Genomic DNA, 23,796 nt, shown 5'->3' with positions numbered 1-23,796 from the left:
CCTCTGTGCTTCATCAGGCCGTCTGAAACTATTTTTAAAAAGGAAAACTCCATGAACATCATCGAACCGAATCTCGACGGCAGCCAACTGCGCATCGGCATCGTCCAAGCCCGTTTCACCAACGAAGTCGGCTCCGCCATGCTCGCAGCCGCCGTCGCCAAACTCAAAACCCTCGGCGTGCAGGACGACAACATCACCGTCACCACCGTGCCCGGCGCGCTGGAAATCCCGCTGGTGCTGCAATCGATGGCCGGCACGCAGCAGTTTGACGCCCTCATCGCCCTGGGCTGCGTTATCCGCGGCGAAACCTACCACTTCGAGCTGGTATCCAACGAATCGGCCGCCGGCATCACCCGCACCACCCTCGATTACAGCATCCCCGTTGCCAACGCCGTGCTCACCACCGAAAACGACGAACAGGCGCACGCGCGAATCGTCGAAAAAGCCGAAGACGCCGCCGTCGTTGCCGTCGAATGCGGCAACCTCATCAACTTCTTCCTCGGCGAACAGGACGACTGAGGCCGTCTGAAACCGTCCGAATCCCGCCCGCAAAAGGATACCCCATGAAACCCAGCAGCCCCCGCCGCCGTGCCCGCGAATTTACCGTGCAGGCGCTTTACCAGGCCGCCGTCAACGGCACGTCCGCGCCCGAAGTCGCGCAAAACATCCGCGAAGCCTCCGACTTCCGCCGCGCCGACGGCGAACTCTTCACCGCCCTCTTCTTCGGCGCGCACGCCAACAGCGGCGAATATATGCAGATCATCCGCCCCCTGCTCGACCGCGACGAAAAAGACGTCAACTCCGTCGAACGCGCCGTTTTGCTGATGGCCTGCCACGAACTTTCCGCCATGCCGGAAACGCCATACCCCGTGATCATCAACGAAGCCATCGAAGTCACCAAAACCTACGGCGGCACCGACAGCCACAAATTCGTCAACGGCATCCTCGACAAACTCGCCGCCCAGCTGCGGCCGAACGATCCGAAACGCAACTGACGCCGCAAGCGGCACAAAAGGCCGTCTGAAAACCCATCGGGCTTTCAGACGGCCTTTTTGTCTGCCGATACGGTTGCGGCGGATAAGCCCCATCGGATAACAGGCAGGGTACGCGGCAACGCACGCGGTTTTCCAACCGTAAGGCCGTCTGAAAACCCCGAAACAGGACTTTCAGACGGCCTTTTATGAATCCCGCGCCTACTGTGCGTGTTTGCGATACCAGGCGACAAACTCGTCGGGCTTGGCGAAGCCCAACAGCGCCTCGCTGCGGCTGCCGTCAGCCTTGACGACGAACACGCCCGGCGGGCCGAACAGGCCGTATTCTTTCAGCAGAGCCTGATGGCCGGGATTGTTGGCGGTGACGTCGGCCTGGAAAAAACGCTCCATCGGCACGGCGGCGCGCACCTGTTCGGTGTTGAGCGTGTGTGCCTCCATTTCCTTGCACGACACGCACCAGTCGGCATAGAAATCGAGAATGACGGGCGTGGACGGGTCGGCGGCTAACGCGTCGGCCAGCGCGGCTTTCAGCTCGTCCGCATCGGCGTATTTGCGGTGGAGGCCGTCTGAAACGGCGGCGGGATGCAGGGTTAAAAAGGCATGCAGGGCGGTGCTTTCGCCGCGCCAGCTTTGCAGGCCGAACCATGCGCCGCCCGCCAGCAGGAGGGCGGACAAAACGGCGGCAAAGGTTTTCAGACGGCCGCTCATGCCGCCCAGCTTCGCCAGCAGCAGCAGCGCGGGCGCGAGCAGCAGCGCGGTGTACAGCGCGGCTGCGGCGGCATAGGGCAGGAAGGACGAGGCAAGGTAAACGGCAACGGCCAGCAGGATAAAGCCGAAGGCGTATTTGACGCCGTTCATCCAGTCGCCCGCCTTGGGCAGGACGTGGCCGCCGAAGGTGCCGATGATTACCAGCGGCACGCCCGTGCCCAGCGCGAGGGCATAAAGGGCGAGGCCGCCGAGCACCGCGTCGCCCGTCTGGCCGATATAGCCCAGCGCAAAGGCCAGCGGCGGCGCGACGCAGGGGCCGACAATCAGGGCGGAGAGCATGCCCATGCCGAACACGCCGGCGATTTTGCCGCCCGAGAGCTTGTTGCTCTGGTTTTGGAAATAGCTCTGCACGGCATTAGGCAGTTGGATGTTGAAGAGGCCGAACATCGACAGCGCCAGCACCACCATCAGCGCGGCGGCGGCGAGGACGACAGCGGGCTGTTGCAGCCACACGGTCAGCAGCGCGCCCGTCGTGCCCGCAATCACGCCGACCAGCGTGTAGGTCAGCGCCAAGCCCTGCGTGTACACCAGCGTCAGCGCGAGGGCGCGGCCTTTGGAAGCGTTTTTGTCGCCGACGACGATGCTGGACACGATGGGAATCAGCGGATACATGCAGGCGGTGAAGCTCAGGCCGAGACCCGCGAGAAAAAACGCCAACAGATTGGCGTTCAAAGTGTCCCACGAAAGTTTGAAGCGGCTGCTGTCGGGCGTTTTGGCGGGGGCGGACTGTCCCTCCGTCTGCGTTGCGGCCGCAGGCTCGGTGAAGCGGGCGGACGGTTTTTCCGCTGCGGGCGCGTTCACCTGATACAGCCCCGCTCCTTTGATGTCGAACGAGGTTTCCGTCGGCGGATAGCACACGCCCGCGTCGGCGCAGCCCTGATACATCAGGGTCAGCTTGTAGCTGCCCTGCGGTTTGGCGGTGTAGGCGTAGGAAACGGCGGCCTGATGGTAGTAAACCGTCTGTTTGCCGAAAAATTCGTCTTCCTTCTCCTTGCCCGGTGAATAAACGGGCGCGGCGAAGGCTGTTTGCGGTTCGGCGGCGATATTGATTTTGTCGCGGTAGAGATAGTAGCCGTCGGCGATTTTGAAGCCGATTTCCACACCCTTGTCCGTGGCCTGCACCTGCGGCACAAAGGCTTCCTCAGGCGGCAGCAGCTGCGACGGGTCGACGGCAAACACGCTGCCGAGCGAAAACAGGGCGGCAAAAAAGAAAAGCAGTTTTTTCATAAGATATGGCTTTCGGTGAAACGGAAACGGCGGGCGGTTTATAGACATTTCCCGCCACGCTGTCAAACGCTGCGGCAGAAAAGTTTGCGCAGGCGCAGAAGCCGGGCATTATCCGCCGCGGTTTGCGTGCCAACCCGCATAAAAACCGCATTTTCAGGTGGAAACGGCACACGGCGGCGCGGCGCGGCAAACGTTTCAGACGGCCTTTCGCCAACGCTTTTGCGCCAAGCCCTTTGAGGCCGTCTGAAAGCGCGGCTATACTGCCGCCCTCCCCGTCCCACAAAGGAAAGCACCATGAGCAGCAAATCCGCGGGCAGCCGCCTGCCCGAAAAATGGTTCCGCCGCGGCTTGTGGCTGATTGCCCTGATTTTCGCCTCCTTCCTCATCGGCCTGGGCAGCAAAATCATCGGCGATTTGCCGATGACCGTCGAAAGCCGCACGCTGGAAAACTACATGGACGACATCGGTGCCCGCCCCCTGCGCGAGGAAAAAGACCGGCTGGCGGCGGGAAACGGCAAACTCGACGACGAAATCGGCCAAGTCGCGCTGGAGCTCGACAAACAGCGGGCACAAACCGCCGCCGAGCAGCAGAGCCTCGATAACTGGCTGGCTACCCGCTCCGCCACCGAACAGTCCGAACAAAATCCCGAAGTGCTCGCGCGCACGCGCAAAATCGACGGCCTCAAAGCCAAAGAGCAGAAGCTGGAACAACAGCACAACACCCTGCGCCGCCGCCTGCTCGACAACGAACAACAGGCCGCGCGCAACGAAGGCCGTCTGAACGAATTGGAAGAGCGGGCGCAGAAAACCAAAGACGCCGACGACCGCCGCACCGAACTCACCGTCTTCCTCTACCGCCTCGTCCTCACCCTGCCACTGCTCCTGGCCGCCGGCTGGCTGTTTGCCAAAAAACGCCGGTCTCGCTGGTGGCCGTTTGTCTGGGGCTTCATCTACTTCGCCCTCTTCGCCTTCTTCGTCGAACTCGTCCCCTACCTGCCCAGCTACGGCGGCTACGTGCGCTACGCCGTCGGCATCTTTGCCACCGTCCTGATCGGCCGCTACGCCATCACCGCCATGAGCCGCTACCTCGAACGCAAACGCACCGAAGAAGCCCAACCCGCACCCGAACGCAGCCGCCGTCTCGACTACGACCTCGCCCAACAGCGCATCGCCAAAAGCATCTGCCCCGGCTGCGATCGCACGCTGGATTTCCAACACCCCGAAATGGACTTCTGCCCGCATTGCGGCATCGATATCTTCGACCGCTGCAAACAATGCGAAACCCGCAAAAGCGTCTTCAACCGCTACTGCTTCCACTGCGGCGCCCCCGCCGCCGGAGCAGATGCGGATCAGGACAAGTGCTAAGGTTTTCTACAGCTAAGGCTGTCTGAAAAATTTCAGATAACCTTTTTATTTTTCGATACTTGGAAAGTTGCAATTACATTTGCGATTTAACCCTATTTCCCGTGCTCAAATGATGTCTTTGATTTGTCTTACAGCCTTACAAAATCAGGCTTTCGGTTTCGCGGCTTCCGACTTGTCCCACACGCCAGTCAAGACGAAAAGGTTGCCTGAAGGCGCAGGTTCGCTCAGCTATAGTGAGCCAAAATAAAAAATATACGGCGTTGCTGCGCCTTGCCGTATTACCCATACTGTCTGCGGCTTGCTGCCTTGTATCTTTTCTATTTTGGCTCACTATAAAACCCCGTTCCGCTTTCAGACAGCCTCTATATGCCTACCCTGCTCCGCCAAACCGCGCAGACAGACATTATTTCCAAACCGCGGAGCCGTCTGAAAAACGATAAAAAGGCCGTCTGAAAACATTTTTCAGACGGCCTTTTACATTTCGGCTGCATGAAGCTTTCAAGCCGTTTTCAGACGGCCGCAGATAAATCGTTACCGCCCCGTATACATTCCCCCGGCCTACGCCCTACTCCGACCAGCCGCCGCCGAGGGATTTGTAGAGGCCGAGGGCGGCTTGTGCGCGTGCCAGTTGCGAGCGGATCAGGTTTTCGCGCGCTTCCTGCGCGGCCAGTTCGGCTTTTAGGGCGCTGTCGAGGGTGATGTTGCCGTAGCGGAACAGCCGTTGCGCATCGGCGGCCTGTTGTTCGGAGCGGCCGAGGGCGGTTTGCAGGAGGGCGTTCTGCCGCGTCAGGGCGGATTGTCCCTGATAGGCGGTGTCGACTTCGCCCAGCGCGGTAAGGAGGGTTCGGTCGTAGCGCAGCAGGGCGCTTTGCAGGCGGGCGTCGGCGGCCTGTATGTTGGCACTGATTCGGCCGTTGGTGAACAGGGGCAGTCGGATGCCGACGGAAACGAGGCTGTTCCAGCCTTTGAGATCGGTGCTGTCGAGGTCGATGCGGCCGCTTTGGCCGAGGAAGCGGATGGAAAAACGCGGCAGCAGGTCGGCTTTGGCAGAGGCAAGTTTTGCCGCGTAGGCGCGCACTTCGGCGGCGGCGGCGCGCAGGTCGGGACGGCGTTCGAGCAGCCCCTGGGGGGTTTGGCCGGACGGGGCGTCGGGTTGGTCGGCCAGCACGTCGGCGCTGCTGTCGGGCAAAACGAAATTCTGCGGCACTTGTCCGGTAAGCACGGCGATGGCGCGGACATGGGCGGCGTATTCGGCGGCGATGGTGCTTTGTTTGGCCTGCGCCGAAGCGAGGGCGGCGCGGGTTTGCTCGACTTCGTAGGCGCTGACGTGGCCTGCAGCGAAGCGGGCGCTGACGTATCGGAGCAGTTTTTGCAGGGCGGCGGTGCTGCGCTCGGCGGTTTTCAGACGGCCTTGTGCGGCGCGGGCTTGGAAGTAATGGTCGGCAGTGTCGGCGGCAGCCAGAAGACGTGCGCCGTAGACGGCTTCGCGGTATCCGTCGGCGGCATGGCGGGCGGCATCGGCATCGCTGCGCTTTTGGCCGAAGATGTCGGGTTCCCACGAAGCGGAGAAGCCTGCCGCCGCAAGGCTGCTTTGCGTTTTGAAGCTGTCGTCTGCTGCCTGCTGCGGCAGACGCGCGCGCAGAGGATTATCGAGCGGGTTGTCAACGCGGCCACGGCTTGCGGCTGCTTGGGCGGACAAGCCCGCCGCAGGCCCCAAGTCGGCCTGCGCCAAACGGGCTTGGGCGCGCGCTTCTTTCAGACGGCTTTGCGCGATTTTGATGTCGAAATTCTGCGCCAACGCACGCTCTATCAGACTGTCGAGCACGGGATCGCGCCACTGCCGCCACCAAGCGCCAATGTCGGCGCTGCCGCGCGCGGCTTGGTTTTGGCCGAATTGCTCGGGCAGACGGATGCCGCTGTCGGCAGCGATATCGGTATTGCGGCAGGCGCAAAGCAGAAGAGCGGTGCAGAGCGCGGCGGCAAACGGTTGGGATTTAAACGTGGGCATGGCGGGTTTCCTTTCGGATATCGGGTAGGCCGTCCGAACAGGTTTCAGACGGCCTTTCGGCTTGAAGAACGCGTGTGTTTAGGGACAGTATGCCCTGCGGTATGCGGGCTGCGCTTGTTGAAAGGTATTGGGTTTAACAACCCAAGCTACGCTTGCTATCTATTTCAATTACCGTATTCCCATCAACTCTGAAAACGGATAAATAACAGGCTTCTCCTTTTTAAAAGGTTCAGAGTTTGGAAAGAAAAATTCTTTATCTTCTCCCCAAAGAACTCCGGTTTCCACATAACGGATAAGTTTATTTTTTAGCTTTTCAGAATTACCCCACATGCCAGAAAATTCGTACAGGCATATGGCTTCTTTATCCCTGTCTTCGTCCAACTCTTGAATGATTACTTCATATGAAAGAAATTTCAATACATCTGGAACTTTTATCAAAGAAACTTCCGAAGGTTTTTTCCCTTTTGTACCGTTAGCCAAATGAACCATCATCATATGGGTAGAACTCAAAAATTTATCTTGCATAGGTCTGCGATTAGGAATGACATTTTTCTCTACCCGCAAGAAGAAGTCCTTTAGCCTGCTGTGAGCGCAGCAGAGTGTCATTAAAATATTTAAATTATTTAAATCAGTAGGTAAAAATATATTTTTTTCTGGTTCGGTAAAAAATATATCAAAAAACTCGTAAAAATATTCGCGTCTGTGCTGCACTAATGAATAAAGGTTGTCACGCAGTTTTACTGAATAAACTCGGTCTTCAATCTTTTGAATTCTTTTTAGCATGACTTCTCCTTGCATTTGCCTAAATGGAACAAGCGTAGCCCGTATGCCGTAAGGTGTGTGGCTCTGCCACGCACGTGTTCTTTAGCATTTGGGAGGCCGTCTGAAATCTTCTCACGCTGTTTCAGACGGCCTCTCCGTCTTCCTGCGCGGCGGCGCGCTGCGCCTGTGTGCCGTAGTAGTCGTCGACCATGCGGCAGCTGCGTTCGGGTTCGCGGTAGTCTCCCGCTTTGTCGCGCGGGGGGAAGGAGACGTCGGGGGCGGGCAGGTGGCGGTAGGGTATTTGCGCGAGGAGGTGGCGGATGATGTTGAGGCGGGCGGTGCGTTTGTCGTTGCTGTCGGCGACGAACCATGGTGCCCAGGAGGTGTCGGTGGCGGCGAGCATGTCGTCGCGCGCCTGCGAGTAGTCGTACCAGCGGTGGTAGGATTCGATGTCCATCGGTGAGAGTTTCCAGATTTTGCGCGGGTCGGCGATGCGGTTTTTCAGACGGCGTTCCTGCTCGGCCATGTCGATTTCCAGCCAGTATTTGAGGAGGATGATGCCGCTGTCGGTGAGGGCTTTTTCAAAGAAGGGCATGATGGCGAGGAATTGGCGGCAGTCGTCTTCGCTGCAAAAGCCCATCACGCGCTCGACGCCGGCTCTGTTGTACCAGCTGCGGTCGAAGATGACGACTTCGCCGGCGGCAGGCAGGTGGGGGACGTAGCGTTGCAGGTAGATTTGGCTTTTTTCGCGCTCGGTGGGGGTGGGCAGGGCAACAGTGCGGAAGATGCGGGGGCTGACGCGTTCGGTGAGGGCTTTGATGGTGCCGCCTTTGCCCGCGCCGTCGCGGCCTTCGAAGATGATGCAGACTTTGAGTCCTTCGTGCTGCACCCAGCGTTGCAGAGCGACGAGTTCGCCGTGCAGGTGTTTGAGTTCTTTCAGGTATTTTTTCAGGCTGATTTTTGCTTTTTTCTTGGTTTTGCCGTTCATGTTTATGCTCCTTTGTCGGGTGGTTGCGGCGGGTATGCGGTTGCGCCGGAAGGGGCGGAAGATAGCATATCCGCGCTTTGCTCCCAAGCGGCAGGAGGCCGTCTGAAAGATGGGGACGGGGTTTCAGACGGCCTTTATAGTGAGCCAAAATAAAAAATCTACGGCGTTGCTGCGCCTTGCCGTACTATCTGTACTGTCTTCGGCTTGCTGCCTTGTATCTTTTTTATTTTGACTCACTATATTTGCCGGTACAGGCGAACTTGGGGCACAGGTTAAGCGGCGTTTGGGCGCGGACTCCGTTGCAAAAAGAGGCCGTCTGAAAAGTCCTTATCGGGCTTTCAGACGGCCTCTGTGCCGTTTGCGGCGGCGTGCCGCCAAGGAGGTTTAGTGGTGGATGGCCTGTTCGAGTGCCAGTTTTTCCTGCCTCTCGGCTTCGGCGGCCTCGCGTTCGCGGCGGGTGGCGTGGCGCATCATGTACCAATTGAGGACGATGACGAGTGTGCCGACAACGCCGATGATGATGGTGGCCAAAACGTTCATCTGCGGGTCGAGGCCGAGTTTGATGCGCGAGAAGATGACCTGCGGCAGGGTAGACGAGCCGGGGCCGGACAGGAAGGAGGTAATCACCAAATCATCGAGCGACAGGGTGATGCCGAGCAAAAAGCCCGAGGCGATGGCGGGGGCGATCAGCGGCAGGGTGATGACGAAGAAGATTTTGAGCGGCCGCGCGCCCAAGTCCATCGCCGCTTCTTCCAGCGACTGGTCGAGTTCGCTCAGGCGGGCGCGGATGAGGACGGTGATGTAGGCCATGCACAGGGTGGTGTGGCCGAGGAAGATGGTGAAGAAGCCGTTGCCCAGCCAGTCTTGGCGGCCGAATATTTCCTGAATCATGCCCTGCACTTGGATGATGAGCAGCAGCATGGACAGGCCGGTGATGACGTCGGGCATCACCATCGGTGCGGACACCATGCCGGCAAACAGGGTGCTGCCGCGAAAACGCTTGATGCGGGCGAGTGCGTAGCCCGCCAGCGTGCCGAGGACGACGGCGGCCAGCGAGGAGGCGACGGCGATGCGCAGCGACAGCCAGGCGGCTTCGAGGATTTGGTCGTTGTCCAGCAGCTTGGCGTACCATTTGGTGGAGAAGCCGCCCCAAATGGTGACCAGCTTGGATTCGTTGAAGGAATACACCACCAACACAATCAGGGGGATGTAGAGGAAGGCCAGGCCGAGGAAGAGCATGGCACGCAGAAACCAAGAGGTGTTTTGCCGTTTAGCCATTTTTGCCTCCTTCTTCCAGCTGGCGGGTTTCGTAGCGGTGGTAGAGCGTGATGGGGAAGACCAGCAGCAATACCATGACGACGGCCAGCGCGGAAGCCAGCGGCCAGTTGTTCTGCTCGAAGAAGGTCATCCACAGCACTTTGCCTATCATCAGGTTGTCCGATCCGCCGACCAGATCGGGGATGACGAACTCACCGACGGCGGGCACGAACACCAGCATCGAACCGGCGATAATGCCCGCTTTCGACAGCGGCAGGGTGATCGAGAAAAACGCCTTCACCGGCCCCGCGCCCAAATCGGATGCGGCTTCGAGCAGGCGGTGGTCGAGTTTGATGAGCTGGGTGTAGAGCGGCAGAATCATAAAGGGCAGATAGGCGTATACCATCACCAGTTGCAGCGAGAAGGCGTTGTAAAACATATCGAGCGGCTCGCTGATGATGCCGTATTTCATCAGCAGGTGGTTGATGATGCCGTTGGAGCTGAGCAGCCCCATCCAGGCGTAGACGCGCAGCAGGAAAGACGTCCAAAACGGCAGCATGATGGCCAGAAGCAGGCCGTTGCGGTAGGCCGGTTTGGCGCGCGAAATGGCGTAGGCCATCGGATAGCCGACAAGCAGGCAGATCAGCGTGGTGAGGCAGGCGGTTTTCACCGACGACCAATAAGTGCGCAGATACATATTGCTGTTGCCGTCGGCGGACGAGAGGCCGAACATCTGCGACAGCGTGCCGCCGAAGTTTTGGAAGATTTCCTTGTAGTTCTGCGTGACGATGTGCAGGGCTTGTTTGCCGGTTTCGGGGTCGGTGACAAACAGGTCGGTATAGGGCGGAATCTTGATGTCCTGCTCGGCAAAGCTGATTTTCAGGACAATAAAGAAGGGCACGAGAAACAGCAGCAGCAGCCAGACATAGGGCACGCCGATGACGAATTTGCCCCCCGGGCGCAGGCGGCGTTTGATATTGACGGACATTTCAGACGGCCTCCTAGCGGGTCAGCGGGGTGGGCTGGTTTTCCGGCCAGTCGAGATACACCTCGTCGCCCCAGGTCGGCGGCGTGAGGTTGCGCACATACCAGTAGGGCGCGGGCACCTGGCTTTTGACGATGCGGCCGCTGTCGGTCTGCACGTGGTAGATGGCGTAGCTGCCGAGGTAGGCGATGTCTTTCACCGTGCCCTTCGCCCAGTTGTGCGTGTCGCGGTGCGCCGGTTTTTCCTTGTGCAGGTCGATGTCTTCGGGGCGGATGCTCACCCAGATGGTCTGCCCCGTTTCGGCCTCGAATTTCTGGTCGGTGTAGACCTTGCTCGGCAGCTCGGGGCAGTCGATCAGGGCATGCGCGTCGTCTTTGTGCGCCACTTTGCCCTCGAAAATGTTGGTTTCGCCGATGAATTCGGCGGTGAAGCGGCTGTTGGGGTAGTCGTAGATATTGCTGGGCGTGTCGACCTGTTGCAGTTCGCCGTCGGACATAATCGCCACGCGGGTGGCCATGGTCATGGCTTCTTCCTGGTCGTGCGTTACCATGATGCAGGTTACGCCCACTTTTTCCAGCGTGTTCACCAGTTCGAGCTGGGTTTGCTGGCGCAGTTTTTTGTCGAGTGCGCCCAGCGGTTCGTCCAGCAGCAGCAGTTTGGGGCGTTTGGCCAGCGAGCGCGCCAGGGCGACGCGCTGCTGCTGGCCGCCGGAGAGCTGGTGCGGCTTGCGTTTGGCGTATTTCGTCATCTGCACGAGGCGCAGCATTTCGTCGACGCGCTCTTGGATTTCGGCGGGCGGCACTTTGTCCTGTTTCAGGCCGAAGGCGATGTTCTGCTCCACGGTCATGTGCGGGAACAGGGCGTAACTTTGGAACATCATATTGATGGGGCGCTCGTAGGGGGCGAGCGCGGTGATGTCCTGTCCGTCGAGGATGATGCTGCCCTCCGAGGGCGTTTCCATGCCGGCCAGCATGCGCAGCAGGGTGGATTTGCCCGAGCCGGAGCTGCCGAGCAGGGCGAAGATTTCGTGCTGTTCGATGTTGAGGCTGATGTGGTTGACGGCGAAGTTTTCACCGAATTTTTTCACCAGCCCCCTGATTTGCAGATAGGGCTGGGCGGCGGATTCTGTGGTCATCTTGAATGCTCCAAAGAAACTCGATACCGGCTGGAACGGAACTCGAAAGGTGGATGTGTAAACCGGCAATGCGGGGGTGAAGCGGTTGTCCGTTCGGCATTGTCCGGCTGCGGAAATATAGTGAAACAAAATGGGAAAGATACAAGGCAGCAAGCCGCAGACAGTACAAGTAGTACGGCAAGGCGCAGCAACGCCGTAGATTTTCTGTTTTGTTTCGCTATAAAAAAGCGGCGTATTATATGGGCGGCCTTGCGCGGGGGCAAACGGATTCGGCCAAAGCTGCGGATATTGCCGCCTTGTGAGCCGAAAAGCAACAGCGCGGCAGACTGAGGCCGTCTGAAAGCCGGTTTACCCGCTTTCAGACGGCCTCTTGCATCCGTTTTCAGCGCCAGATTTTCAGGTTCTGAATGTTCCGGCGCGCTTTGGCGAACAGGTCGGTGTCTTCGCGGCCGCCCTGCCCTTCTGCGGCGGCAGCCTTATCGGGCGCGGGCGCGTCGTCGGCGAGGGTGGCGAACGCGGCATGGGCGTGGCGGCGCGGTTGGGCGAATGCGGCGTTGACGGCACGTTCGGCGGCCAATTCGTCCTGCTCCTTCTGCCGCTGCGCCAGATATTTCTGCACGACGGGGATAAAGCCGCGGTCGTGGTGGCTGATGTGGGTGAACAGCCAGGATTGCAGCAGATCGAGCAGCTCCTGCCCGATGTCTCCGCCGCGGCTGTGTGCGGTCTGCATTTCGCCCACTTTGTCGACGAAGCGGCGGTGTATCTGCTTGTGCTGGCGGCTCAATGGGTAACCCGCGTCGTCCATCAGTTTTTCTTCGTCGGCGAAATGTTCGACGGTGTAGCGTATCAGGTCGCCGATAATCCGCCCTTCGGCGGCGGTGTCTTTGTTTTGGTTGGCTTCGTAAAGTTCGTTCAGGCAGCGCACAAGGATTTTGTGCTGCTCGTCCACCTGTCCGATGCCGGTGTCCAAATCCGACGTCCAGTCGAAAAAGTTCATGGCGTTTTCCCGTTGTTGTTGTTTTTCAAAACGCGCCATTCTAGCGGCATGGCGCAAAACGCCCTTAATCCAGGTCAAACAATGCGTCCGCGCAATTAAAGAGGCCGTCTGAAACCCGGTTTCCGGATTTCAGACGGCCTCTTGGGAAACACGGCTAATCCGCCCGTTTCAAACCCTTGTTTTTCACCGTTTCGATCATGCCGTCGATGCCCTTTTGCGCGATCAGCTCGCCGAACTGGTTGCGGTAGACGGTAACGATGCCCACACCGTCCACCTGGATATTGTAGAGTTTGTACACCCCGCCGCTCGGATAGAGCTGGTAGGCCACCTCGTATCTTTTGCCCTCGGGCGTGCGGATTTCGGAATAAACGTCGGTTTTGCCGCCGCGTTCCGTTATTTTCGGCAGCACCTTCACCTCGGCGCGGCGCGCGCCCATCATCGCCGAACGGGCATACATCCTGATCAGCATGTCTTTAAACGCACGGACAAACTCCTGCTTCTGCCGCGCGTCAAACTGCCGCCACGGCTGGCCGACGGCCATTGCCGAGAGCCGCTCGTAATCCAAAAAGCGGTCGGCATACTGCTCCACGCGGCGGATTCTCTGCTGCTCGTCCAGCGACGCGTTTTTCACAATGCCCAACACATCCTCGATATTGCGGCGCACCTGCTGCTGCGCGGGATGGTTTTCCGCCGCCTGCACGGCGGGCGCCGCGGCCAGAACGGCGCATACTGCATAACGGTATGCAAACATAAGCTATCCTTTCTTCCGTTTTCCGGGCACACCCGGAACGCCGCATACTCTACCAGCCCGCGCCGCGCCGCGCAAAAGCCGTCTGAAAACGCAGCTTCAACGAAGTTAAAAACGGCAATCCCGCCTTTCAGACGGCCTTGCCCCGCTGCGGCGGCGGTTATATTATCGGCGCTTCCTTTGCCGCGCATGGACGCATCCCGTGAAAAAAACCGCCCTACTGACCGCCCTGGCCGCCGCCCTCGCCGCAGGCGCCTATCTCTATCACCACCGGCAGAGCGACGCCCTGCCCCAAGGCATCGCCCAATCCAACGGCCGCCTCGAACTCAACCGCCTCGACGTCGCCACCCTCTACCCCGGCCGCGTCCGCGCCATGCCCTTTGACGAAGGCACCGACATCAAAGCGGGCGACATCCTCGCCGAACTCTCCTCCGAAACCAGCAGCAGCCGCCTCGAAGAAGCACAGGCCGCCGAACGACTGCGCCAAGGCAGCGTCCGCCGCGCCCGCGCCGCCCAAGAACAAACCCTGCGCACCGTAACCAAAGCCGAAGCCAACAGCGAAGCCGCCCGCCAACAGCAGCGCGTCGCCAAAATGGAATGGGACAACGCGCGCAAAATGCAGGCCGACGGACTCGTCTCCCCCGCCGAAACCGAACGCCGCCATGCTGATTACGAACGCGCTTCGGCCGCCGTCAAAGCCGCCGAAGCCGCCCGCGCCGAAGCACAGGCCGCCGTCGCCCAAAGCCGTGCTGCCGAAAGCGAAGCACAGGCCGCCGCGCAACAGGCCGCCGCCGCCGTGAAGGCCGCCGGTTCGGCCAACGACGACATGAACATCCGCGCACCGATAGACGGACGGCTGGAATACAGAATCGCCGAAGTCGGCAGCGTCGTTGCCGCCGGCTCGAAAATCGCCAGCCTGCTCGACCCCGCCGACGTCTCGATGAACATCTTCCTGCCCGCCGCTGCCATGAGCCGCCTGAAAGTCGGCGGCGAAGCACGTATCCGCCTCGACGGCATCGACGCCGTCTTCCCCGCCAAAATCTCATTCATCGCCGCCGAAGCCCAGTTCACGCCCAAGTCGGTGGAAACCGAAAACGAACGCGCCAAACTGATGTTCAAAGTGAAACTGAAAATCCCCGCCGACACCGCCCTGCGCCACAACCGCCTGCTCAAAGGCGGCATGACCGGCAACGGCTTCGTCAAAACCGACGAAACCGCCGCCTGGCCGCAGGATCTGGCCGTGAAACTGCCGCAATAAAACTGCACGCGCCTGCGCGTTGAGGCCGTCTGAAACCCCGCAGCGGAGCTTTCAGACGGCCTCTACCGTTTTATCAGGCGTGTGCCGCGCGGGAAACCGTGCAGGCAAGCAAAAAGGCCGTCTGAAACCGAAAATCCCACTGCATACCTGACTCCCTCCCCTGCGCCCCAAGCGCGGGGGAGGGTTGGGGTGGGGGTGGCAGTTCGCAGAACTGCTTTTATTCCGCCGCTCCGCAGAAGTTGCCGCAGCGGCGCAACTCCCTACCCCAGCCCTCGCCGTTTCGTTTATGCCCCGAAGGGGTACAAGCGGGAGAGGGGACTCTGTTGTTCCGACAGGTTTCAGACGGCCTGTACCGCCAGAACGGCCAGCTGCGCTGCCGTGAGGTACAGGGTTGTGCGCCACAGCGACAATGCGCCCGCCGCGCGGTGCGCCATGCTGCGGCCGTCTGAAACGCGGCGGCGCAGGCCGGTTTCGCGCAGGGTTTGGTCGAAGGTTTCGGGCGTGTAGCGGCCTTGCGCGAAATCTGCAAACACGCGGCAGTCAAAGGCGGTGCGGACATGGCAGAAGACTAGCGCCGCGGCCAAAGCGGCCTGCACGGCAAACCAGCCGCCGCCGTAAAAGGCGGACAGCGCCGCAATCAGCGCGTTGGCGGCGGCGGTGTAGGAAGCGGTGGCGAGCAGGCGGGCGGTAATGAGGGAAACGGCGCTATCGTCGTGCATATCGGTTCTTTCTCCGGATTGAGGCCGTCTGAAAACGGTTCAGACGGCCTTTTTCAGACGGCCTGCGGCCGCTGCGGCGGCTTGAACGGCATCGGGGCGGATAAGGGCTTGGGGGCGGGCAGCCTGCAGCAGCGCGGCGGCCTGTTCGGGTGTGCGGCCGCCGTAGGCGGTGAGCCAGGTCAGCGCGGCGGCGGCACTGCGGCCGTAGCCTAACGCGCAGCAGACCAATACGCGGCCGTGTTGGCGGCGCAGGCTTTCGACGGTTTCGGCAGCTTGGACGAGTTCGGATTCAGACGGCGTAACAAGGTCTGACAGCGGCAGCGTGAGATAAGCGGCGCGGTGGCGGGCGGGATATTCGGCGCAAAGGTCGAGTACGGCGGGAAAATGCGGTGCGTCGAGCAGGCTGCCGATATGGATGCCGTCTGAAATTTCCGTCGAACGCGCCCGGCCGCGCAGCCAGAAGGCCATGTTGAGCCGCACGCCGATAAGATAGGGCAGAAGCAGCCATGCGGCGGCGGGCGAAAATTTGCCGGAGGGCTGTTTTTGCAACGCGGCGGGATTGCCTGAAAAATAGGCGAAAGCGCACAACAGCAGTGCCGCGCTTATCCACAGCGTCCACAGCCACGCGCCGCCGGATAAGGCGGGCAGGGCGGCGGCAGCAGCGCCAATGAGATAGAGGCCGCCGAGCTGCCGTTCGCGGATGCGGCGGTCTCTCAGACGGCCTGCGGCATCAGGCCGTCTGAACGGGCTTTGCCCCCGATACGGCCATGCCCACAACACCAGCGTACCCAGCAGCGCGCCGGTGGGGATGTCGATGAAATGGTGCTGGTAGGTGGCGAGTACCGACAGCGCAATCAGGCTCTGCCAGCACGCCAGCGGCAGGCGGATTTTGGGAAACCTGTGCCAATAAAATGCGCCGACAATCAGGGTAAGCGCGATGTGCAGCGACGGGGCTTGGTTGTAGGGTTGGTCAAACGAGGCCAGCGAGGCAAACAGAACACCGAAAAGGCCGTCTGAAGGCGGCTTCGGCCATGAAAACCGAAGGGGAAACAGTAAAAAACAGCCTACCGCCGCAATCTGCGCCGCCGCCAATTGCGCGAGATAGCGGTTTTGCTCCCGCGTGGTGCGGCACAGGAAAAACGCCGCCGCATACATCAGGTTGAGCGACCAATACGGCACAATCGTCCACGCCCAAAACGGAATGCCCCGCTCCCAGTCAAACACGATTTCGGGCACAAACGCGCGGCGTGAGGCGAGAAAGTTTGCCAGGCCGTAGCCGGTGTAAAACAGAATGCCGGCGAGGGCGAGCTTGGCGGCGGAGGTTTGGAAGGCGGGTTTCATGATGATTTCGAGGTTTGAGGCCGTCTGAAAGGACAAATGGGGTTTTCAGACGGCCTTTTTACACCGGCGACACGGCTTATTTTTTTACGGCGAGGCTGACGGTGAAGATGCCGTCGTCGTCAGTCCATTGGCGGATTTTTTCAAAACCGGCGGCTTCGACAAGCTGATCCGTTTCCTGCTGGCTGCGGCGGCGCATCACCCAGTTGGGGCTGCCGTCTTTGTGGCTGGTGAGGGCGCGGGCGATCATTTCGAGCTGCGGGTGCCAGGGCTGGCCGGTGTAGATGAGGCAGCCGCCGTCTTCGAGTGCGTCGCCGAAACCGCGCAGCGAGCGCATAACGAGGTCGTTGTCGGGGAAAAGCTCGTGCAGGCCGGAGACGATGCCCAGCGTGGGGCGCGGCGTGAGGTTTTGGTAGTTGGCGCGGTCGAACGCGTCGAGCTGATCGAAGCTGACGGTGTCTTGCAGGCCGCGTTCGGCGATAAGGCGGCGGCCGGCTTCGACATTGAGCAGGCTGTAGTCGCGCAAGCGCACGGAGTCGGGCAGGGCATCGGCGGAGAGTGCATCGAGCACATAGCGGCCGTGGCCGGAAGCAATGTCGAGTACGTGTACGGGTTTGCCTGCGCCGCGCAAGATGGCAAAGGCCGTCTGAACGGCTTTGCCGATGTTGGTTTTGCGTTGGCGGATGCCCCGCCAGCCTACGGCGTTAAGGTAGTGTTTGTCGGCCGTGATGCCGATGATGTTGCTGCCTTGCGGGCTGTTGCGGTAAACGTAGTCGAGCGTGCTGCCGGAGTCGTAGCCGGTGGCTTTGCCGATTTTGAGCCCTTCGCTCCAGCGCGCGCCCAAATCGAGCATGGCGCGGTAGGCGCGCCAGTAGAGGCCGCGCAGCGAGAGGGCGGGCAGCGGTGTGGACAGTTCGTCGGCTTCGCGGCGGCTTTCGCTGTACAGGTGGTCGCGGGTGCGGTCGGGGATGTCGGGCGGTGCGTCGAAGCGTTCGCGGATAAAGCGGCGGATTTCTTTAAACGCGGTTTCGCGGTTTTTTTCGCCTAGTGTGTCGTGGTAGAAGCCTTTGAGGATGTGGCGTTCTTTGATGTGGCTGCCGAGGCGGTTGTAAAAATCGTGCTGCGGCTTGTGGTGCACCACCCAATCGCTGCCGGAAATCAGAAGCTGTACCGGCGTGGTAACGGCCTGTGCGTCGGCAACGACGCGCTCGGACGCTTCGTAAAGCCCCAACAGAATACGTACGGAGATGGCGCGGGCAATGAGGGGGTCGCTGTCGTAACTTTGCTGTCGTGCTTTGTTGTGGGTGAGGTAATGCGATTTGACGTAGCTGTTGACAAAGAAATTGCCGCGCCATTTGTGCATGAGTTTGAGGCCGCTGCGGGCGAGGGGAACATAAAGCTTGACTTTGAACGCGGGCGAGGCGAGCACGGCGCAGCGGATTTTCGGTGCGTAGTCGTGCAGCCAGGCCGACACGAGCACCGCGCCCACGCTTTGGGCGATGATGCAGATGTTTTCGGGTGCGATGCCGTATTGCGTGCCGATGTGGCGGATGAAGTCGTCAACGTCGGCTACCGATGTGCCGATGCCCGGGCTGTCGCCGCGTTCGCCGGGGCTTTGGCCATGGCCGCGCGCGTCCCAGGCGAAAAAGGCAAAGTCGTCCAAACCCAATTCGTCGGCCAGAAACATCATGCGGCCGGAGTGTTCGTGTCCTCTGTGGAACAAAACGACGGCTTTGCCGCTGCTGCCGTTTTTGGCGGGGCGGTAGCGGTAGAAAAGCTCTGTGCCGTCTTGGGTGGTGAAGGTGTTGTGCTGTTCCATGGCAATAAGGCTCCTGTCGGAAAAGAAAGAGTATACGGGCATACGGAAGCCGTCTGAAAGCGAAGTTTCAGACGGCCTTTCTGCCGCATCAGTCGCGGCCGATCTGGTTGTAATCGACCAGCATGTATTTGGCGGTCATTTTTTTCTTGGCGTCGCCCTCGTCGGACATCAGCAGGAGACGCTGCTGGCCGTTGATGTTCACCGAATCGACGGCTTCGACGTTGGTCATGTGGTGCAGGTTGGGCAGGTTGATTTTCTGCGGTTCGTCCGTCGGTTTGCCGCTCCATTTCCACAATGTCGAGGATTTTTCGCCGGTGTCGCCTTTGACTTCGTTGGCGATGATAAAGGCTTTGAGCACGGGATCGTAGTTGAGCGAGCGGATGCCGCCGCCGTCGATATCGAGAACGGCCACTTCGTCAAACTCGGGTTTGGCGTTTTTCTCCATCACTTCCTTCGGATTGGCGATAAAGGCGATCAAGGCCATGTTGTTGAACTCGGGATCGCGGAAGCCCAACACCAGCCGTTTTTTTACGGGGTCGAACGCCAAGCCTTCGATGTTGATTTCGTCGAAGGAAATTTCCGCGCTGGTGCGTTCGCGGATCAAATCGTGCAGATTGCGGTCTTGCTCCAGCACGTCGGTTAAGCCGTCGTAGCTGGTGAGGCCGACAATCTCGCCGCCCTGCACTTTGAAGCGCATCAGGTGTTCGCGGTCGGGCGAGCGCTGGCCTTTGCGGTTGCGCGAGTGCGAGGTCATGGCGTACATAAAGCCTTCGTCGTCGCGGGTCATGGCTTCGAGGTCGTTGAGCTTGCGTTTGAAGCCTTTGACGATGCGGGTGTCCAGCGCTTCGTCTTCGACGAAATTGCCGTTTTTGTCGATACTTAAGATGCTGAAAGCGTGGTTGGGTTCGTCTTCGGCCACCATGATGCGGCCGTCGGGCAGCTGCTGGGCGGCGGAAGGCTCGTACACGCCGTTGAACATATTGATGCCCATGGTGCGCAGTTCGGCCAAATCGTTCTGCTGCGCGGCGGAGAGCGAAGGGATGGTTTTCACGCCGATAAACGCCGCCAGCGAAGCGAGCAGCCCCCAGCGGAATACGGCGTAGGAGAGATTGATGTATTTGAACTGTTTGTCCGCCAAGAGGCCGAGCCAGTAAAGGTGGTCGCTCATTTTTTGGTAAACCTGTTTGCGGTCGTTCATCACGTCCTGCATTTTCTGCCAGTGCTCTTCACGCGGGATTTTCACGCGGTCTTCGTAAATCAGCACGTTGGGTTCGCCGCTGAAAAAGCGCGTTTCGGCGCGCCACACGCGCGTTTTGAAATCGCGCAGCGACGCGCGGCGGCGGAACAGGTCTTTCACCCACTCGCGCATGGCGCGCAAACGGCCGATGCGCTCGGGCGAGGCCGACAAGAGCGCAAACACGATCGACGCGGCGGCGGTTACCATAAAGGTGCTGGCGGGAATCAGAAATTCGGGGGAAGACGAGAAGATGAACGCGCCGGAAATCATCAGCGCGGAAACGATAAAACCGTTGAGGGAAATCATGATATTGGCTTTGGTGGCCGCCAGCGCCAGAAGCTCCATTTCCGAACGCACGGCGTTGCGGAACATGGTTTCCACGCCTTTATTGGTGCCCATAAGCGCTTCGGGATTATCGGCGGCTTTGGCTTTTTTCCTGCTTTTTTTGCGCTTGGCCGCCTTTTCAGACGGCTCTTCCTGCATCTCATCCTGCGCGGGCGGCGGCAGATCCGCCGTTTCGGGAATGTCGGCGGCGGGGGTTTCGACTGTTGCGCCGGGCGGGCTGACGGCGTTGTCTGCGGGGAATGCGTTGTCCTGATATTCGGTATTCATACAGATTCTCCAAAATGATTTGTGGGAAATAATTTGGGGCTGTAACAACATAACTGTGCGGCCGATTCTAAATGATTACGACATTACTCCCGGCTTTGTTGGGAATAATTTACTTATTGCAGGACAGTGTAGGCAAAAAGCAAAGACGCCCTTTCAGACGGCCTCAAAAGGAGCAGGCGCAAAAAAGGCCGTCTGAAAAAGGCTTTATGCCTTTCAGACGGCTTCTGATGCACCCAACTCCTGTTCAGCGGCTTAACACGGCAGGTGCGAAGCGCAGCACGGCATCGCGCAGCTGGATCAGTTTGCCGTGGAAAAAATGTCCGGCCTGCGGCAGCACGACCACGGGAATGTCCTGCGGCGCCGCCCAGTCGAGCGACTGCTGCAGGGCGACGACTTCGTCGGTTTCGCCGTGTATCAGCAGCGTGCGTTCGGGATGCGGCGCGTCGGGTTCGCGTTCGCGCTCGTAATGGCGCACGGCCGGCCCCATCAGCAGCAGCAGGTCGGGCGGGCATTTTTGCGCGGCAAACAGGGCGACATAGCCGCCGAAGGAAAAACCGGCAATCGCCAGCTTGGCCGCCTGCGGATGGCGGCTGCGGGCAAACGAGACAACGGCGCAGCAGTCGTCGGTTTCGCCGCGCCCGTAATCGTGTCCGCCGCCGCTGCCGCCGACGCCGCGCAGATTGGGCAGGTAGCAGTGGAAACCCAGCTTCGCCAGCGCCTTGGCGGCCGTCTGAATCACTTTGTTGGTATTCGTGCCGCCCTGCAGGGGATTGGGATGGTTGATCACGGCCACGCCCTGCTCCGCCCCCTGCGCGGGCAGGTAGATGGTTTCGAGAACGCCGGCCGGGCCGGGGATGGCGATGGTTTCGGGAGGGGTCATGTCTGTTCCTTATCGTTCGGGGCGCGGGATTGTACGGGCGGCGGCGCGGGTTTGTCCATCGGGCGCGGCGGCGGCTTTCAGACGGCCTGCCGCCGTTTTGCCGCGCGCCCGCTGCGGCGGATAAACGGTATAATCCGCCGTTTTTTTCACGCACACCCGTCTGCCATGTTTGAAAACTATCTGCATCAGTTCGGCCTTTCCTTTATGGCCTTTTTCGCCATCATGAACCCCGTGTCCAGCCTGCCGGTCTACCTCAGCCTCACCGACGGCGACGACCGCCGCACGGCGCGGGCTGTGGCACGCAAAGGGCTGCTGATTGCCTTTACCATCGTGGCCGTATTCGCCTTTGCCGGACGCTTTATCTTCGAAATGTTCGGCATCACCCTGCCCGCGCTGCGTATCGCCGGCGGCATCCTCGTCTTTCTGATCGGCTTTCATATGGTGCAGGGCAACCGCTCGCCGATGCACCGCCAGCCGGGTCAGGCCGACGCCGCGCCCTCTTCTGGCATGTGTTACGAGGAAAAAATGAACGTGGCCATTTCGCCGCTGGGCACGCCGCTTCTGGCCGGGCCGGGCACGATTGCCACCTCCATGAACCTCTCGGCGGGCGACTCGCTCTCGGGCACCGTGGTGGTGGTGGCCGCCTTCTCGCTGCTCTGTCTGATTACCTACACCCTTTTTGTCTTCGCGCCGAAAATCACCCGCCTCTTGGGCAAAAACGTGATGAACGTGGTGACGCGGATGATGGGTCTGATACTGGCCGTTATCGGCACGCAGATGCTGATTGCAGGCTTGAAAGGCGCGTTTCCCCTGCTCAACTGAACGCGCATCCGCAAAGGAAAAGGCCGTCTGAAAACGTTCAGACGGCCTTTTTGCACACCATGCTTCATGCCTTCCACGGCAGCCACAGCCGCGCCAGCACATACATCGCCAGCCCGATGCCGCCGAGCAGGAAAAACACAATGCCCTTTTTGCGCGCGTTCGGGCAGAACACATAAACGGCAAGGCTGAAGCTGAAAAACATCGCCGCCACCACCCACACCAAACGGCGGTCTTGGAAGCGGTTGAGCGTGTAGCTCTCATTCATCACCACATACATCTGCCACAAACCGGCGGCACACATGGCAAACACGCCCGCAGGCAGGAAAAACAGTCCGAGAAGTTCTTTGCTCATATCGTTGAGGCCGTCTGAAAAAAGCGCGATTATACGGCAGCGGCAGACGCGGCCAAAGCGCGGCTTTTTTCAGACGGCCTTGTCATGCCCGCGCGTAAACGTTTGCGCTTTCCGAACCAAAGAGGCCGTCTGAAAGCACCAAACGGCTTTTCAGACGGCCTGATGCCCTGAGTGTCGATTGTTAAAACCCTACCCTTCCCGCCACACCGGCAGCGCGCCGAAAGCCTGCGCCGTCGGCATGATTTCGATGGCGTTCACATTCATGTGCGGCGGGCGCGTGTAGAGCCAGAGCGCCGTGTCGGCGATGTCCTGCGCGTTGACATACTGCGTGCCCGCGTACACCTGCTCTGCCCGCACGTTATCGCCCTTGAAGCGCACATTGGAAAACTCCGTACCGCCGCACAGCCCCGGTTCGATATTGCTCACGCGCACGCCCGTGCCCTGCAAATCCGCCCGCAGGTTCAGCGAAAACTGGCGCACGAAAGCCTTGGTCGCGCCGTAGACATTGCCGCCGGGATAGGGATACGTGCCCGCAATCGAGCCGATATTGATGATATAGCCGCCGCGCCGCGCCACCATCTGCGGCAGCACCTGCCGCGTCAGATAGGCCAGGCCAAGGATGTTGGTTTCAACCATGGTTTCCCAGTCGGCAAAATCCGCTTCGTGCGCGGCGTCGAGGCCGAGGGCAAGGCCGCCGTTGTTAATCAGGCAGTCGATTTCGGCAAATTCGGGCGGCAGCTGCGCCAGCGCGGCGGCTATCGAAGATCTGTCGGCCAAATCCATTTGCAGCGGATAAAAATCCGCGCCCAAACTCTCCCGTATCGCCTGCAAACGCGGCAGACGGCGCGCCGCCCCGATCACTTTATAACCCGCGCGCACAAACGCCGCGCACATCGCCTCGCCGAATCCGGCCGACGCGCCGGTAATCAAAACCGCCATTTTCCCAACTCCTTCATAAACAATTTAAATCGGATTTTCAGGTATCATGCGCGCCCCTAAAAACATCAAATAATTAAGGAACAAACATGAACCCACTCAAAGCGGCCGCCCTGCTGCTCCTGCTCGCCGCCTGCGGCGGACAGCCTGCGGGCGAACCGAAAGGGCCGGCCTCGCAGGAGCGCAGCGCCGCCTTCAAACGGATGATGCCCGAATTCTCGGCCATGGGCAAAATGGTGAAGGGCGACGAAACCTACAACGCCGCCAAATTCCAAGCCTATGCCGCCGCCTTCGCCGATGCCGCGCAAAAACCTTTCGAGCACTTCCAAAACGACCCGCAGGGCAACGGCGACGCCCTGCCCGCCGTGTGGCAGCAGCCCGAGGCCTTCAAGCGCGAGCAGGATGCCTTTCTCGCCGCCGTGGCCGAGTTGAACGCCAAAGCGCAGGGCGGCAGTCTGGACGATATCAAAGCCGCCTATTCCGCCGCCGGCGCAAGCTGCAAATCCTGCCACGACAGCTACCGCCGTCCGAAATAAAAATCCGAAACAGAGGCCGTCTGAAAGCCGTTTTCACTTCGTTGGAGCTGCGTTT

Annotated in this window: 23 protein-coding genes; 6 read left to right on the top strand and 17 right to left on the bottom strand. The window is 60.1% G+C overall.

Features of this window, described 5'->3' with window-relative positions; translation table 11 throughout:
- The first annotated feature begins 51 nt into the window (after positions 1–51).
- Positions 52–519, top strand: a complete 468-nt coding sequence (ribH, locus tag CGZ77_RS09230; protein ID WP_009426954.1) for a 6,7-dimethyl-8-ribityllumazine synthase — start codon at positions 52–54, stop codon at positions 517–519.
- A gap of 44 nt (positions 520–563) precedes the next feature.
- On the top strand, positions 564–995 hold the full coding sequence (nusB, locus tag CGZ77_RS09225) for a transcription antitermination factor NusB (protein WP_009426953.1): 432 nt from the start codon (positions 564–566) through the stop codon (positions 993–995).
- Between the two features lie 198 nt (positions 996–1,193).
- Here the strand turns inward: nusB and dsbD are convergent, their stop codons facing one another.
- Entirely contained in the window at positions 1,194–2,987 is a 1,794-nt protein-coding gene (gene dsbD / locus CGZ77_RS09220) for a protein-disulfide reductase DsbD (RefSeq protein ID WP_009426952.1), read from the bottom strand.
- A 294-nt stretch (positions 2,988–3,281) separates the two neighbouring features.
- On the opposite strand from dsbD, the gene CGZ77_RS09215 reads away from it, so the two are divergent.
- Positions 3,282–4,352 carry a zinc ribbon domain-containing protein gene (locus CGZ77_RS09215; RefSeq protein WP_094031135.1) on the top strand — a complete coding sequence of 357 codons (1,071 nt, stop codon included), beginning with the start codon at positions 3,282–3,284 and terminating at the stop codon, positions 4,350–4,352.
- A 565-nt stretch (positions 4,353–4,917) separates the two neighbouring features.
- Here the strand turns inward: CGZ77_RS09215 and CGZ77_RS09210 are convergent.
- The 8 genes from CGZ77_RS09210 to CGZ77_RS09175 form a co-directional block, all read right to left on the bottom strand.
- Positions 4,918–6,360 (bottom strand): efflux transporter outer membrane subunit, encoded by a 1,443-nt coding sequence (locus tag CGZ77_RS09210; RefSeq protein ID WP_009426947.1) that lies wholly within the window; start codon positions 6,358–6,360, stop codon positions 4,918–4,920.
- A 168-nt stretch (positions 6,361–6,528) separates the two neighbouring features.
- Positions 6,529–7,143, bottom strand: coding sequence for a hypothetical protein (locus tag CGZ77_RS09205; protein ID WP_036496509.1), 615 nt, complete (start codon positions 7,141–7,143; stop codon positions 6,529–6,531).
- A gap of 121 nt (positions 7,144–7,264) precedes the next feature.
- A complete protein-coding gene (gene ppk2 / locus CGZ77_RS09200; RefSeq protein WP_051040459.1) occupies positions 7,265–8,110 on the bottom strand; it encodes a polyphosphate kinase 2 in 846 nt (281 codons plus the stop codon).
- 384 nt (positions 8,111–8,494) lie between these two features.
- Entirely contained in the window at positions 8,495–9,388 is an 894-nt protein-coding gene (locus tag CGZ77_RS09195; RefSeq protein WP_009426942.1) for an ABC transporter permease subunit, read from the bottom strand.
- Positions 9,381–10,355, bottom strand: coding sequence for an ABC transporter permease subunit (locus tag CGZ77_RS09190; protein WP_094031134.1), 975 nt, complete (start codon positions 10,353–10,355; stop codon positions 9,381–9,383). The genes CGZ77_RS09195 and CGZ77_RS09190 overlap by 8 nt, the downstream gene beginning before the upstream one ends.
- Before the next feature lie 13 nt (positions 10,356–10,368).
- Complete coding sequence (locus CGZ77_RS09185; RefSeq protein WP_036496506.1) at positions 10,369–11,487, bottom strand: ABC transporter ATP-binding protein; 1,119 nt, start codon at positions 11,485–11,487, stop codon at positions 10,369–10,371.
- A 382-nt stretch (positions 11,488–11,869) separates the two neighbouring features.
- A complete protein-coding gene (locus tag CGZ77_RS09180) occupies positions 11,870–12,484 on the bottom strand; it encodes a bacteriohemerythrin (RefSeq protein ID WP_036496534.1) in 615 nt (204 codons plus the stop codon).
- 154 nt (positions 12,485–12,638) lie between these two features.
- Positions 12,639–13,235, bottom strand: coding sequence for a phospholipid-binding protein MlaC (locus CGZ77_RS09175; RefSeq protein ID WP_009426934.1), 597 nt, complete (start codon positions 13,233–13,235; stop codon positions 12,639–12,641).
- A 199-nt stretch (positions 13,236–13,434) separates the two neighbouring features.
- Between CGZ77_RS09175 and CGZ77_RS12655 the strand changes: the two genes are divergently transcribed.
- Complete coding sequence (locus CGZ77_RS12655) at positions 13,435–14,490, top strand: HlyD family secretion protein (RefSeq protein ID WP_036496503.1); 1,056 nt, start codon at positions 13,435–13,437, stop codon at positions 14,488–14,490.
- Between the two features lie 338 nt (positions 14,491–14,828).
- Here the strand turns inward: CGZ77_RS12655 and CGZ77_RS09165 are convergent, their stop codons facing one another.
- From CGZ77_RS09165 to CGZ77_RS12110, 6 genes are all read right to left on the bottom strand, one after another.
- On the bottom strand, positions 14,829–15,209 hold the full coding sequence (locus CGZ77_RS09165; RefSeq protein ID WP_009426930.1) for a hypothetical protein: 381 nt from the start codon (positions 15,207–15,209) through the stop codon (positions 14,829–14,831).
- A gap of 39 nt (positions 15,210–15,248) precedes the next feature.
- Positions 15,249–16,550 (bottom strand): phosphatase PAP2/dual specificity phosphatase family protein, encoded by a 1,302-nt coding sequence (locus tag CGZ77_RS09160; RefSeq protein WP_036496532.1) that lies wholly within the window; start codon positions 16,548–16,550, stop codon positions 15,249–15,251.
- A 76-nt stretch (positions 16,551–16,626) separates the two neighbouring features.
- Positions 16,627–18,366, bottom strand: a complete 1,740-nt coding sequence (locus tag CGZ77_RS09155; protein WP_094031222.1) for a bifunctional alpha/beta hydrolase/class I SAM-dependent methyltransferase — start codon at positions 18,364–18,366, stop codon at positions 16,627–16,629.
- An 88-nt stretch (positions 18,367–18,454) separates the two neighbouring features.
- Positions 18,455–20,086 (bottom strand): Pycsar system effector family protein, encoded by a 1,632-nt coding sequence (locus CGZ77_RS09150; protein ID WP_232304406.1) that lies wholly within the window; start codon positions 20,084–20,086, stop codon positions 18,455–18,457.
- A gap of 373 nt (positions 20,087–20,459) precedes the next feature.
- Positions 20,460–21,095, bottom strand: coding sequence for an alpha/beta hydrolase (locus tag CGZ77_RS09145; RefSeq protein WP_009426924.1), 636 nt, complete (start codon positions 21,093–21,095; stop codon positions 20,460–20,462).
- Positions 21,096–21,104: 9 nt separating this feature from the next.
- On the bottom strand, positions 21,105–21,281 hold the full coding sequence (locus tag CGZ77_RS12110; RefSeq protein WP_157058145.1) for a hypothetical protein: 177 nt from the start codon (positions 21,279–21,281) through the stop codon (positions 21,105–21,107).
- Between CGZ77_RS12110 and CGZ77_RS09140 the strand changes: the two genes are divergently transcribed.
- On the top strand, positions 21,261–21,917 hold the full coding sequence (locus CGZ77_RS09140) for a MarC family protein (RefSeq protein WP_094031133.1): 657 nt from the start codon (positions 21,261–21,263) through the stop codon (positions 21,915–21,917). The genes CGZ77_RS12110 and CGZ77_RS09140 overlap by 21 nt on opposite strands.
- A gap of 64 nt (positions 21,918–21,981) precedes the next feature.
- Here the strand turns inward: CGZ77_RS09140 and CGZ77_RS09135 are convergent, their stop codons facing one another.
- Together CGZ77_RS09135 and CGZ77_RS09130 are read right to left on the bottom strand one after the other, a co-directional pair.
- A complete protein-coding gene (locus tag CGZ77_RS09135; protein ID WP_009426921.1) occupies positions 21,982–22,269 on the bottom strand; it encodes a hypothetical protein in 288 nt (95 codons plus the stop codon).
- Between the two features lie 189 nt (positions 22,270–22,458).
- A complete protein-coding gene (locus CGZ77_RS09130; protein WP_009426919.1) occupies positions 22,459–23,208 on the bottom strand; it encodes an SDR family oxidoreductase in 750 nt (249 codons plus the stop codon).
- 86 nt (positions 23,209–23,294) lie between these two features.
- On the opposite strand from CGZ77_RS09130, the gene CGZ77_RS09125 reads away from it, so the two are divergent.
- Positions 23,295–23,741 carry a cytochrome c gene (locus CGZ77_RS09125; RefSeq protein WP_009426918.1) on the top strand — a complete coding sequence of 149 codons (447 nt, stop codon included), beginning with the start codon at positions 23,295–23,297 and terminating at the stop codon, positions 23,739–23,741.
- Positions 23,742–23,796: the final 55 nt, after the last annotated feature.

It is taken from the genome of Neisseria sp. KEM232 (genome assembly GCF_002237445.1).
Taxonomy (GTDB): domain Bacteria; phylum Pseudomonadota; class Gammaproteobacteria; order Burkholderiales; family Neisseriaceae; genus Neisseria.
The sequence above is the reverse complement of the archived record's forward strand: the minus strand, read 5'-3'. Positions and strand labels throughout refer to the sequence as shown.